The sequence below is a fragment of the Enterococcus sp. AZ156 genome, from assembly GCF_051714165.1.
In the GTDB taxonomy this organism is placed as follows: Bacteria; Bacillota; Bacilli; order Lactobacillales; family Enterococcaceae; genus Enterococcus_B; species Enterococcus_B pernyi.
In genome coordinates, this window is the sequence record NZ_JBIORI010000001.1 from 2,308,389 (window position 1) to 2,321,400 (window position 13,012).

A 13,012-nucleotide genomic window follows, 5' to 3' on the forward strand; every position below is an offset into this window, starting at 1 on the left:
TCTTTTCTATTTACTCGTTCGTGATACCATCTGTGATCTGGACAGAGGCTTGTTCTGCTTGTTCTGCTTGTTCTGCTTTCTCCTGTGCCAACTGTTGTTTCTCAAATACTTTGAAGAATGGATAATAGATCGCCAAAGTGATAAAGAAGTTGAACACGACTAAGACACCCGCAGCGACACTCCAATTGGTACTCATCCAAGCCGCAAATGGCGCTGGTATCGCGAAAGGCAGCCTTGCCACCATCATTGGCACTAAACCACTTACCGTAAGGACATAAGAAATTGTTGTCGTTACTAAGGGTGCGACAATAAATGGGATGCCTAATACTGGGTTCATGACGATCGGTGCACCAAAAATCATTGGTTCATTGATATTGAATAAACCGGGAAGGATCGACAGACGTCCTAAGCTTTTCAGATACTTGGATTTGGAAAACATGAACAGTACGACTAATGCAAGGGTCGTACCTGCCCCACCGATCCAGACAAACCATTGTAAAAATTGTTCTGTAAAGATATTTGGCATATCATGTGCATTGGTTCCTGCATTGAATGCGTCGATATTTTCAGCAATCGAGATATCCCAAAACGGACGAATCACCGGTCCCATGATAGCTGGTCCATGAATCCCTAATACCCAGAAGAAACAAATCAAGAAAACCGTAAGTAGTCCACCAAATAAACTGTTCCCTGCTAACACGCCTTTAAGTGGCATCAACAATTGACTCAAGAAACCATTCAAGTCAAAGCCAAGCAAATGACGGATGACCCAAAAGAAAATCAAGATCACTGCTCCTGGGATCAATGCGACAAAAGAATTCGTCACTTCTGGCGGCACACCATCTGGCATTTTTATCGTGATTTTCTTTTCAATAAAGAAACGATAGATCTCTACAGTCAAAATCGCTGTTACGATTGCCCCAAACAAAGAACCTGAACCAAGATTTGCAATATTGATATAGCGTCCAGCGGTTATCCCTTCAAGATCTTCCAACACTTGAGTTGGTGGCGCAGCTACGATCAGAAAGGACATCAAAGCTAAAATACCAGCAGTTAATGAATCTAAACGATAGCTCTTTGCTAATGAAGAGGCAATCCCAAATGTGGCATATAAAGCTAAGATCCCCACTGTATATCGAAATGGGATATCTAAAATTGCCCGATATGGTTCAATGACTGCTGCGACCGACGCAATCGGGATGTTCAATAATATCGTAAAAAATGAACCAACGATCGTTAATGGCATTGTCGCAATGATTCCTTTTCGAATCGCTGTCATGTGACGCTGTGTACCAATCCGATTCGCAACAGGCATGATTTTTTGTTCGATCAACCCTACAAATTTATCCATTTATTACTCCCCCTTATTTAAACATTATAATGTTTAAATAAAAGATAACATATCAACGATATAATGTAAACATTTTCATTAAAATATATGATTATTCTGACAAAAAGAGACTGAGACACCCAGCCTCTCCCACCTCCTGAAACCGAATAAACGGTGTGAACAGAAGTAACCTCTTCGAGAAACAAGGCGCCATCCACAAAAATTTGAAGAACAATTTTCATGGATGACGCCTTATTTCTCGAGGTTACACACTTCTGCCCCGACCTCATTGCGATTGTCTATGTTTCGTAGTTGATATGATAAGGATGTAGATCCGTATGATAAATTGCCTCTGAATACTCGACCACTTCTCGATCTTCCGTCGTTGATCGACGTACACGCTTGATCCCGATTTCTGAAGTCGTCTTTAATAGTGCTTTTTCTTCATCTGTTAAAAACGTGGCAGAAAAGTCATCTGAAAAAGAGTCGATAATGTGATTATTCTGTGTGAGCAATCGGTACAAAGATTCTTTATCAAATTCTTTTTGTTTCATTTTATTCATGTCTTTTGGTAAATAGTGAACAAAATAGATATATGGTTGGTCATTTAAATAGTACAAACGCTTGAAGCATACCGCAGCTGAACCAAACATCGAATATAATGGATGATCTTTTTTGATACTGATTTTTTCTAAACCAATCGTTTCTTTGCGAACCTCATATTGGGAATCTTTTAAGATCTGAGTAAAACTTTCGGCTTTAGATAAACGATTGTAAGGACGATTGCTTAATACTGTCGTTCCCCGACCACTTTTCTTTTCGACATATTCATCTGTAGCTAATAACTCGATGGCTTTTCGCACAGTGATTTTACTCACTTGGAACAATTCTTCTAACTCATTTTCAGTCGGTAACATACTCCCCACCGGATACTTTCCTGAAAAAATATCCTCTTTGATCTTGTCTGCTACTTCTAAATATAAAACACGCGTTCTTTTCATAGCTTCACCTTTCACCTTTATGTTAGTAAAAGAATAACATAAATAAACAAAAAAAAGAATAGAAATATTGATAATTGGTCTACCTATGTACAAATAATAAGCTTAGACATAACAAAACGTCTAAGCTTATTACCCTGCTTTTTTCGTACCTTTGTTATATCCTTGTTTTAATAACATAATTACCGATTATAAAAACAAGGAGAATTTTATCAGAAATTTCAAATAATCATTAAATTTGTAAGGAATTTTGTGGTGAAAGGCCTTTCTATAAAAATGGCCCAGTCGTTATTTATCCTAATTCTTCGCCGTTCGTTTTAATGACTGCCTTGTACCAGTCAAAAGATTTTTTCTTGGTACGTGCTAACGTCCCATTTCCTTCATCATCAAGGTCGACATAAATAAATCCATAGCGTTTACTCATTTCCCCTGTAGATGCGCTGACTAAATCGATACAGCCCCATGGTGTGTAGCCCATCAAATCGACCCCATCAGCAACTGCCTCAGCCATTGCTTCGATATGACGACGCAAGTAATCGATACGATAATCATCATTGATTGAGCCATCTTCTTCCACTTTATCGATCGCACCCAAGCCATTTTCAACAATAAACAGTGGCTTTTCATAGCGGTTATATAATTCATTCAACGCCACGCGCAATCCTTCAGGGTCGATTTGCCAGCCCCACTCACTTGCCTCAAGGAATGGATTCTTCACGCCGCCTAGTAGGTTTCCATTCGATGTATCGGCATCTGGATTGGTTTCATCGATAGCTGATGACATATAGTAACTAAACCCGATATAATCTACTGGATACTCTTTTAATAATTGGAAATCTTCTTCTGTTTGTTCTAGTTTTGCGACGTCAACTCCATATTTCTTATACGTACGTGCTGTATAGGCTGGATATTCGCCACGAACTTGCACATCTGTACAGAAGAAGTTGAACTCTTGATTTTGGATCAATGTAGCCACTTGATTGATCGGATTTGCATCAATACTATAGGTCGTTGCATAAATGATCATACAGCCTACTTGGATATCCGAACGCAAATCATGTGCGATCTTCACCGCTTTACTGCTAGCGACAAACTGATTATGCCATGCTTGGAAAATATTTTGGTAGTCACTTGCGCCATTGCTTTTGACCAATCCTTGACTCAATGCTGGGAAATGGAAAGCTGAATTGATTTCATTGAATGTCATCCAATATTTCACTTTGCTGCTGTAACGTTCTAACACTGTACGAGCAAAACGTTCATAAAACTCTATCAACTGACGATTTTTCCACCCACCGTATTCTTTTGCTAAATGTAATGGCATTTCATAATGAGAAATCGTAATGACTGGCTCGATATCATAGCTCAAGCACGTATCGATCAGTTCATCATAAAAAGCTAAGCCCGCTTCATTTGGTGTTTGCTCATCACCTTGAGGGAAAATTCGTGTCCAAGCAATGGAGAAACGATAACTTTTAAAGCCCATTTCTGCAAATAAAGCAATATCTTCTTTGAAGTGATCGTAATGTTCGATTCCACGATGATTCGGATAAAGGTATTTCTCCTCATCGATCGTCCAATCAAATTCTTCACTCCCGATGATTGCAAAACGTTGTTTACCACCAGGCATTGCATCGGCGACAGATAAGCCTTTCCCATCGCGGTCGAAAGCACCTTCTAATTGATTGGCGGCTGTTGCGCCACCCCATAAAAAGTCTTTTTTGAATCGTGCTGTCATGTTTGTTTTCCTCCTTTTATTTTACAATTGCCAGAAAATCTTCATTAGCAATAATTTCTTGTTGATCAAGTTCTAACACATCTGCAAAGTGATCGGTATTCGTTACGACCACAGGGGTGATCACGCTATAGCCTGCTGCTTTTATTTTCTCAATATCAAAGCGGACAAGCAAGTCCCCTGCTTTTACTTTGTCTCCTTGTTTGACAAATGTTGCAAATCCTTCACCATTTAATTCGACAGTATCCATCCCGATATGCATCAAAATCTCTACACCATCTGTGGTTGTCAAACCTACTGCATGACCTGTTGGGAAAATCGTCGTGATTTCGCCATCTGCCGGAGCAACTAATTCCCCCTTCTCAGGATCAATCGCAATCCCTTTTCCCATTGCCCCAGAAGAGAAGACTTTATCTGGTACTTCTGTCAGTGGTAAGACTTTTCCAGTCAATGGACTTTTCAAATTGTGACGTGCTGTGCTGATCGTATCCCCTGTGGTTGTTTCTGTTGCTTCTAATTTTTCATCTTGAACTTCTTCATCAAAACCAATCAAGTAAGTACCGACAAACCCAAGAACAAAAGCAACTGCTGTACCGATGATCGCCATAGTTACACTTGATTCAAGCGCTGGATCGGTACTAATAAATGTTGGGATGGTCAGTAAACTGATCAAACCACTAGAGAATGCTTTTACGCCAGCAAACCCGATGATTCCTCCACCGATCCCACCGGAAATACAGGCAACGATAAATGGTTTTTTCAAAGGTAAAGTCACACCGTAAACAGTCGGTTCAGTGATTCCAAAGAACGAAGTGATCATTGAAGAGATCCCTAATGAGCGTAATTTTGAATCTTTCGTACGTAAAGCCACACCTAATGCTGCACCACCTTGTGCCAAAATTGCTGGCAAAAGCATTGGCATCAAAACATCAAAGCCATATTGTTCGATATTCAAGAAGATGATTGGCACAAAGCCCCAGTGCATCCCAAACATCACTAATACTTGCCACATGCTACCCATGATGACCCCAGCAACTAATGGACTAAAGCTATAAATCGAATTGAACAACCCACCTAAGGCATTACCGATAACGGTTCCAATTGGCCCTAATACTAAGAAAGTCAAAGGCACCATGACTAACAAGACGATCATTGGCACAAAAATCATTTGTAAAAATTGTGGAATAACTTTCTTCACAAGTGGCTCAAACTTACTTTGTACCCAAACCGCTAAGATGATTGGAATAACAGAAGAAGTATAGCCTGATTGAGATAAGATCACTGGAAGACCAAAGAAATCAACTGCAACACCTGATCCTGCTAATTGCGTGATTGTTGGATAAACTAATGCCATCGCGATTGCTACGGACAAAAATTGATTGGTCTTGAATTTCTTTGCGGCTGTAAAGGCCAACATCACTGGTAGGAAAGTAAAGACTCCATCTGCTGCTGCAAACAAGATTTGGTAAGTACCACTATCTGCTGCCAACCAACCGAGAACTGTCGCCAGTGATAAGAAACCTTTCAATATCCCAGCAGCTGCCATAGCACCTAAGAACGGGGTGAAAATACTTGAAATAATATCGATCAAGCGATTCAAAGGATTTTTACTTGTATCCTCACTTTCTGAACTTACCCCTTCGCCCAAGCCTTGTTCATCCACAATTGCTTGATAGACATCAGACACATTACTGCCGATCACGACTTGGTATTGTCCGCCACTTTGAACGACTTGGATGACATCTGGATCATTTTTTAATTTCTGAGTGTCGGCAATCGATTCATCTTTCAATTTGAAACGTAATCTTGTCGCACAATGCACTAAACTATTGACATTTTTTTCTCCACCTACGGCTTCCCAGACTCTCCGTCCTACTGCTTGATTATCCATATTCTTTCCTTCTTTCTTTTTGATAAAAATAAAAAACCTAGATTGAAAAAACGGTCACGTGATGAGACGTGTCCATATTTTCAATCTAGGTTTTGCCTGCTTGATCCAGTAACAATCCTTATCATTGGGTTTGTTTTTCTGTTACTACACGTTGGATGTGGATCGTCAGGTAGATTTGTTCCCCTGGTCCCATCTCTTTTTGTTGTGTTTGTATCAGGTATTCATTGATCCGTTCCACACAGCGAAACGCTTTTGGATATTTTCCTTGGACAAGCGCATAAAGAAATTCATCTTTCTCATCCGAAGCTTCATCTTTTAAGTATCGTTGTGTGAAAAATTGTAAATGTGTGATGATTCGTTGATAATTCAAGGAATCTTCGTCAAAGGCGATGCCGAAAAATTTACTGATGATACTTAGGATATCTCGCACCATTTTCGTTGCCGCCATCGTTACTTGCATGTCGCCATTTCCTTGTTCACTATTGACGAAATGAAAGGCTATGAAGCCTGCTTCATCCATTGGTAAGGTCACACCAAGCTTTTCTTCAACAAGTTGAAGGGCTTGTTTGGCTGCTCGATATTCTTTAGGATAAAACTTTTTTGTTTCAAATAATAAAGGATTCGGTAATTCGATGTTTTCCTTTGCTCGACTGATCGCATAATGGATATGATCGGTCAGTGTCAAATAGATGTTTGGCGATAATTGGATGTTTAGTTGTTCTTCGGCAAGGTCGACGATCTGCTTCACCAGCTCGACCTCTTCTAATGGGACATCTGCCATCAATTGTTGGAACTGATGCGTAGTAAAAGAATCTTTTAACACAAATTCTTTTTGGATCGATTCTTCAGAGATCGTATCGCCTGATTTTTTTTGAAAAGCAAGACCTTTTCCCATGCAGATGATTTCTTCGCCTAATTCATTTTTTGAAATGACGACATTATTATTCAAGACTTTTTCTATGACCATCTACATCGACCTCCCAACTAAAAAATAAAAAAACCTAGAACCCGCCCGTAATTACTAGCTGAATTCTGGTTTTGCCTGCCGAACAGTAACAATCCGTTGTTTAACTACATTTACTATATCACTATTACATTCGTTATGCAACCCTTTTCATGGTTTTTATTTTTTCAAAAGGAGAAGAACTTTTAGCATTTTGTAACACTGAATCCAATATACATGCGATGAGAGTAACAAAAAAGGAGTGGGACATTCGTTCACCTCCCCCACCTATAACCGAATAAACGGCGGGAACAGAAGTAACCTCTTCGGAAATAAGGGTCTCCCTGAGAAAATATAGAAAACTATTTTCTCAGGGAGACCCTTATTACTTGGAGCTGAACGGCTTTTTCACAACCTCTAATAAACGGTGATCGAAAAACTGATCTTCATCACTAAGCTAAAAAATTGTAAAATATGAGAAGCTATTTTTCAATTTTCTATCTTACTGCTCAGATCAAAACGTTTTTCTCACAACCTCTTCTAAAACGTTCTCATTGGCATGTCAAAGGCGTTTTTCATTTCTTGGGTGGCTTCTTTCATTGGTGTGATACTTTCGAGTTCTCCTTGGACGACTAGGCGTGTAATGGCATCCATATCACCACAAGTGATCAAGGTGATCAATTCTTTTCCTTCTTCGATGTTCAATAATTCTGTTGCTGAAGGGTCGACTTTTTCTTTGAATGTCGCTTTATACGTGTAGACGTTTTCCAAATCGACGATATAGATTTTATCCCCTAAGTTTAGATTTTCTAATGGAGTAAAAAGTAATTCCGGATTGTTGGCACGATGACTTGCTAAGGCATAGTTGCCTTTCCCCATTTCTTGATTTGGGTCTAACGTTCCGGCACCGTACAATAAGTTTGCATTATCTAACCCTCTAAAAATCGGCAAATTGATCGAGACGGATGGGACGGCGATACTTCCAATGACTGGTAGATCTGGTCGATTCAATTGGGCTCTTAACACCGCTTCTGAACTCATTGATTCAACTGAATCAAAGTCAAAGTTTGCCTCTTTTTGATTATTTTTGACAATATCATCACGAGTCACATTAGAGATAGCGTACGCATCTCCTGTATTTTTAACAAAAAAATCTTTGATCTGTTCATTAAAGATCAAGGCTAATCCTACTAATAATAGTAGAAACAATAGGAAATTGACCAGCCACTTTTTGACTCTTCCTTTTTTTTTCATGTATCTTCCACCTTCCACGCTTATCTTCCTATGATAATTCTGTATATTTTTCTTTGTTGTTTTTACTTTTTTCTACTGGGTATTTCTGATTGTTTTTTTCTAATTTTTCTTCAATGATCGTATCGATATCTAAATTTAGATTGTCGGCCATCATATAAGAGTATATCAACACATCTGCTAGTTCTTCTTTGATTCGTTCAAGCTGAGTGGTGGTGACTTCTTCTGGTTGCTTCCATTGGAATAACTCTAATAATTCTGAGGCTTCTAAAGAAATCGAAATTGCTAAATCTTTTTCATTATGAAATTGCCGCCAATTGCGATCATCTCTAAATTGATTGATTTTTTCCATGCTTTTTTCCATTGATCTTCTCCTAATTTTAAATCAAGTTACATTAATCATACCATGTTTAACGAAAAAATAGTTTAGACTTATTTTAATAATCTGTTCTATTTTTCAGAAAAAAGAAATATCTTATCGCCGGTTTTAAATCAAGGAAAAGGTTCATTTACGTCTCATCCACGCTAAGTTCATCGTTTGGATTGGTTGGTCGGTGCTTTATGTAAAACTGGGGCTGTGACATTCGTCTTCTCCAACTTAGAACAAACGCTTCTGTCACAGCCTCAATTTAATCATATGTTAGAATATCGCTTTGATCCATTTACTATTGTTGTAAACTTGTTTTCAGATCTCTTACGCCTGATAAAGTCATCAAGACGAGTAAACTGATTAAATAAATTCCACTCAGAAATAGAATAACAGCCGTCAAACTATAATGGTCCATTAGAAAGCCGATCACGATCGATGAAAAACCGCCTACTGCTCGTCCTAGGTTCATGATAAAGTTATTCGCTGTGGCACGGATCTCTGTTGGATACAAACTACTGATGATCGCTCCATAACCACCATACATTCCGTTGATGAAGTAACCTACGACTACTGCTGCAGCAACTAAACTCCATTGACTGTGTGCAAGTACGAGTAAAAAGACAGACAAAGAGGAGCAAATCAGAAACAAGCCAAATGCGAGGGTTGGACCAACTTTATCCATGATGATCCCAAACGTCATCATCCCTAATGACATCCCCAAAATCGTGCTGATCATCCATAAAGAGGAACCCGATACTGATAGACCTAATTGTGCTTGCATGATTGAAGGCAACCAATTCATCAAGCCGAAATAACCAGCAATCTGTACAGTAACCATCAGACTAAGACCTGTCGTTTGCCATGCCATGTGTTTCGTTTGGAACAAATGACTAAGCTTTGTCTTTTTCCCAGTTTCTTTTGTTTCTTCAAATGCCTCTGGTTCTTTTAGCCCTCTTCGAATAAACAAAACCATCAAGACCGGCAAGACACCGATGACATAAAGCATTTTCCAGCCAAACAAAGGAATGATCACTGCTGCTAAGATGGCGGCCAAAGCTGCACCAACTTGTGCGCCGATTGCAGCGACAGAAGATGCACGACCAATTTGTTTCTTTGAAAAGCTTTCAGAAATCAAAGACATACATGCGCCGTATTCCCCGCCAGCGCCGATTCCTGCGATAAAACGAAACAGATAAACAAGATAAATATTCGAAGCAAAATACATGAGTAAAGAAGCAATCGAGAATAAAATGACGGTTTGCGAAAATACTTTGACTCGCCCATATTTATCCGCCATCAATCCAAAAAAAATACCTCCAACGAGCATCCCTAAATTAGTGATCGTTGCAATCAACCCTGCTTGCGTTCCACTAATATTAAAAGTTGCGATCATTGAAGATAATGAAAAAGCTAAAAACATAATATCCATATTTTCTAAAGCAATACCCGCCGATGTTGATAATAATACCTTTCGTTGATACTTCGTCATTTTTCTTCCCCTTTTCTTTAAATCACCCTAAATTGTTAAAATCATATCCAAAATCCAAGAAAAAATCAAGAACTTTTTCAGTATATGCGAAAAAATTTTGATCCTTCTTTTGTAAACGAATGATTTTTCCAATGGAAGGTGCTGTGAATAAAGCCCTTTCTCTTTACACGCATGAAAGCGGATGCTATATTTCTTGGTAGAAATTGCTTACTATTGTTTTCAGATTGGAGTTTTTGACAAATGGACAAACAAGAATTTTTAGAACAAATCAGTCATGGATTGATCGTTTCTTGCCAAGCATTACCTGGCGAAGTTTTTTATTCAGAAGAAGGTGGCTTGATGCCTTATTTTGCACTAGCTGCAAAGAAAGCTGGCGCAGTCGGTATTCGGGCAAATTCAGTCAGAGATATTTTAGAGATCAAAGAGAAAGTTGATTTACCGATGATCGGTATCATCAAACGGGACTATCCACCTGAAAAACAGTTTATCACTGCAACGATGAAAGAAGTGGATGAATTAGTCGCCACTGGCGTAGAAGTGATTGCACTTGATTGTACCCTGCGTAAACGACACGATGGCTTATCGATCAACGCATTCATTGAACAAATCAAAACGAAATATCCTCATCAATTATTCATGGCAGATATTGCGACCTTTGAAGAAGGAATCAATGCTTATAAAGCCGGGATCGATTTTGTCGGGACGACATTAAGCGGCTATACCGAAGAAAGTGAAGAAACAGAAGGGCCTGATGTGCAGTTGATCAAACGCCTTCTTGAAGCAGATGTGTGCGTGATTGCAGAAGGAAAGATCCACACGCCCCAACAAGCCAAGGAAATCCAAGCGTTAGGTGTAGCTGGTATCGTGGTTGGGGGCGCCATTACCCGCCCACAAGAGATCACGCAACGATTTGTTGCTGCGTTAGATTGACAACACTTGAAAACAAAAAAACCACTGTCTTGAAGTAACGGTTCACACTGATCAGGAAATGGGACATTCGTTCACCTCCCCCACCTATAACCGAATAAACGGCGGGAACAGAAGTACCCTCTTATTATTAAAGTGCCCCTTCTTGAACTCCGTTTATTCCATTCTAGACAGTAATGGCGTACTAGATACTTTTTACCTACACAAAAAACGGTCTTTCAACACGTGCAAGGATGATCGCACGAATGGAAAGACCGTCTTTTCAGCCAGGGGGCTAAATAAAATATAGGATAAAAAAGAAAAAAATTTAGTTGGCTTTCATATGTGCATCGAGTAATAACTCGTCAGGAAATTCACGAACATTAGCCATGGCACACTCACCAAAATAATCTGGCCCGTTCTTCCCTTTAAAATCAGATCCTCCAAAACAGTGGATATTGAAACGATCAATTAATTCCTGTACTTTTCGTTGATCTTTCAAACTATGTTCTGGATGATATTTTTCGATACCATCAATACCAAACGAAGCCAGTTCAGGGATCAACTCGAAACTGTCGAGCTTTCCCGGATGGGCAACGACGGACATCCCGCCGCCGAGCTTGATTGCTTGGATCACTTCGTAGACATCGATCATCTCTGCCTCTTCTTGACCAAAATCATTATATTTGAATAATTTACGGTAAAGATGTCCATCAATCGATGTATCGTATCCTGCTTTGATCAACGCAGACATGATGTGTTGTTTGTAAAGAGCGGTCGCCTGTTTCGCAAACTGTCTTACTTGCTCTTCTTTGATACGAAATCCTTCAGTTTGGATACGTCTCAACTGACGTAAGGTATTTCTTGTTCGCGCCGCACGCAACGGTTCACATAACTGTTCGATATACTGATAATTCAGTAAATTATACCCCAAGATATGTACCTGTTGCCGGCGTTTGAAATCATAAGCGGTCACTTCGATGCCTTCAATAAAATTGATTGGGGAAGGAGCGAAGACCTGTCTTATGTGAGCTAATCCCGCCGAGGTATCTTGATCTACGACGGACAGGATATTCATGTGATGATTCAATGCTAATTTGAGTAGTTCTTCTGGTGAACTGCTACCATCTGAAAAGTAACTATGGACATGCAAATCTGCTTTCACTCGACGTTCTCCTCTCCTTTTTTCCAGTCAATTTCATCTCAATCAAGCGTGAATGATATATTTTTTTCGTAGTCTGATCGCCACGACCTCTAAGATCGCAACTACTGCTAAAATCATATACACTAATACGCCGATCTCATGAAAATCAAAATAAAAACTACTTGTCATCGCAAGTTGGAACCCTAAACCACCCGCTCCTGCGGCGGCACCTACGGCAATCGCATTAGTAAAGTTGATCTCAAAACGAATGAACAACCAAGAAAGCAAAGCGGTCATACAAGAAGGTAAAATTGCTTGGAACACCACCTGCCACCAACTTGCCCCACATGCACGCAATGCTTCGATCACACCAGAATCGATTTCTTCAATACTCTCAGAAAAGACCTTTGTGAGGTAAGCAATCGTGTGAAAAGACATGCCAATGATTGCCGCATTCGCACCCAATCCAATCAAGATCGAGAAAATCATGACCCACAAGATCGTTGGCACCGCACGGATGAAGGACATCACTGTTCGGATCGCGTTTGATGGGCCTGAATGGCTGATATTTCTTGATGTAAATAACGCCATCAAGAAGGCTGTCACACCTCCAAGCAATGTGGTGATCACCGCCAAACCTACCGTCATACCTAAAGCTTGGAGCAATGTCTCAAAAGAAAAACGTCCAGAGAGTCTTGGCTGGAGAAAAATCCGTTGCAAGTCTGTAAAAAATTGTCGCGTCGCATCCAGCAATACAACCTCGCCATAATCCATCGTGAGTAAGGTGTAGATCGATATACTAGTCAGTAGCGTAAACAAGACCCAAGGGACGATCCGATAGGTTTTCCACACGCGAATACGGATTTTCTTTTTAGCATTTCGTCTGATTTTTGTCGGTTGGGCTAAGACGGTTTCTGTCACCGCTAATTCAAGTTCACTTTGTCGTTGGACCATA

Annotated in this window: 11 protein-coding genes; 1 reads left to right on the plus strand and 10 read right to left on the minus strand. The window is 39.7% G+C overall.

Going from position 1 to position 13,012, the window contains the following annotated elements:
* Positions 1-10 precede the first annotated feature (10 nt).
* From IGJ95_RS10955 to IGJ95_RS10990, 8 genes are all read right to left on the minus strand, one after another.
* Positions 11-1,351, minus strand: coding sequence for a PTS sugar transporter subunit IIC (locus tag IGJ95_RS10955; RefSeq protein ID WP_023520147.1), 1,341 nt, complete (start codon positions 1,349-1,351; stop codon positions 11-13).
* Positions 1,352-1,629: 278 nt separating this feature from the next.
* Positions 1,630-2,331 carry a GntR family transcriptional regulator gene (locus tag IGJ95_RS10960; protein ID WP_010734698.1) on the minus strand — a complete coding sequence of 234 codons (702 nt, stop codon included), beginning with the start codon at positions 2,329-2,331 and terminating at the stop codon, positions 1,630-1,632.
* A 289-nt stretch (positions 2,332-2,620) separates the two neighbouring features.
* Entirely contained in the window at positions 2,621-4,066 is a 1,446-nt protein-coding gene (locus IGJ95_RS10965) for a glycoside hydrolase family 1 protein (protein WP_010734697.1), read from the minus strand.
* A gap of 16 nt (positions 4,067-4,082) precedes the next feature.
* Entirely contained in the window at positions 4,083-5,954 is a 1,872-nt protein-coding gene (locus IGJ95_RS10970; protein WP_023520148.1) for a beta-glucoside-specific PTS transporter subunit IIABC, read from the minus strand.
* 121 nt (positions 5,955-6,075) lie between these two features.
* A complete protein-coding gene (gene licT / locus IGJ95_RS10975) occupies positions 6,076-6,921 on the minus strand; it encodes a BglG family transcription antiterminator LicT (protein WP_023520149.1) in 846 nt (281 codons plus the stop codon).
* Between the two features lie 516 nt (positions 6,922-7,437).
* Entirely contained in the window at positions 7,438-8,151 is a 714-nt protein-coding gene (locus IGJ95_RS10980) for a class A sortase (RefSeq protein ID WP_438761864.1), read from the minus strand.
* A gap of 28 nt (positions 8,152-8,179) precedes the next feature.
* A complete protein-coding gene (locus IGJ95_RS10985) occupies positions 8,180-8,512 on the minus strand; it encodes a nucleotide pyrophosphohydrolase (RefSeq protein ID WP_010734693.1) in 333 nt (110 codons plus the stop codon).
* 301 nt (positions 8,513-8,813) lie between these two features.
* Entirely contained in the window at positions 8,814-10,007 is a 1,194-nt protein-coding gene (locus tag IGJ95_RS10990; protein WP_019722476.1) for an MFS transporter, read from the minus strand.
* A gap of 240 nt (positions 10,008-10,247) precedes the next feature.
* On the opposite strand from IGJ95_RS10990, the gene IGJ95_RS10995 reads away from it, so the two are divergent.
* Entirely contained in the window at positions 10,248-10,937 is a 690-nt protein-coding gene (locus IGJ95_RS10995) for an N-acetylmannosamine-6-phosphate 2-epimerase (RefSeq protein WP_153830172.1), read from the plus strand.
* A gap of 304 nt (positions 10,938-11,241) precedes the next feature.
* Here IGJ95_RS10995 and IGJ95_RS11000 read toward each other — a convergent pair whose 3' ends face one another.
* Both IGJ95_RS11000 and IGJ95_RS11005 read right to left on the minus strand, forming a co-directional pair.
* Complete coding sequence (locus IGJ95_RS11000; RefSeq protein WP_169058407.1) at positions 11,242-12,078, minus strand: PHP domain-containing protein; 837 nt, start codon at positions 12,076-12,078, stop codon at positions 11,242-11,244.
* A 42-nt stretch (positions 12,079-12,120) separates the two neighbouring features.
* On the minus strand, positions 12,121-13,011 hold the full coding sequence (locus tag IGJ95_RS11005; protein ID WP_114543818.1) for a PhnE/PtxC family ABC transporter permease: 891 nt from the start codon (positions 13,009-13,011) through the stop codon (positions 12,121-12,123).
* Position 13,012: the final 1 nt, after the last annotated feature.

Coding starts and splice junctions, on each gene's coding strand:
- IGJ95_RS10955 (WP_023520147.1), bottom strand. CDS start 1,351: ATGGATAAATTTGTAGGGTTGATCGAACAAAAAATCATGCCTGTTGCG.
- IGJ95_RS10960 (WP_010734698.1), bottom strand. CDS start 2,331: ATGAAAAGAACGCGTGTTTTATATTTAGAAGTAGCAGACAAGATCAAA.
- IGJ95_RS10965 (WP_010734697.1), bottom strand. CDS start 4,066: ATGACAGCACGATTCAAAAAAGACTTTTTATGGGGTGGCGCAACAGCC.
- IGJ95_RS10970 (WP_023520148.1), bottom strand. CDS start 5,954: ATGGATAATCAAGCAGTAGGACGGAGAGTCTGGGAAGCCGTAGGTGGA.
- licT (WP_023520149.1), bottom strand. CDS start 6,921: ATGGTCATAGAAAAAGTCTTGAATAATAATGTCGTCATTTCAAAAAAT.
- IGJ95_RS10980 (WP_438761864.1), bottom strand. CDS start 8,151: ATGAAAAAAAAAGGAAGAGTCAAAAAGTGGCTGGTCAATTTCCTATTG.
- IGJ95_RS10985 (WP_010734693.1), bottom strand. CDS start 8,512: ATGGAAAAAAGCATGGAAAAAATCAATCAATTTAGAGATGATCGCAAT.
- IGJ95_RS10990 (WP_019722476.1), bottom strand. CDS start 10,007: ATGACGAAGTATCAACGAAAGGTATTATTATCAACATCGGCGGGTATT.
- IGJ95_RS10995 (WP_153830172.1), top strand. CDS start 10,248: ATGGACAAACAAGAATTTTTAGAACAAATCAGTCATGGATTGATCGTT.
- IGJ95_RS11005 (WP_114543818.1), bottom strand. CDS start 13,011: ATGGTCCAACGACAAAGTGAACTTGAATTAGCGGTGACAGAAACCGTC.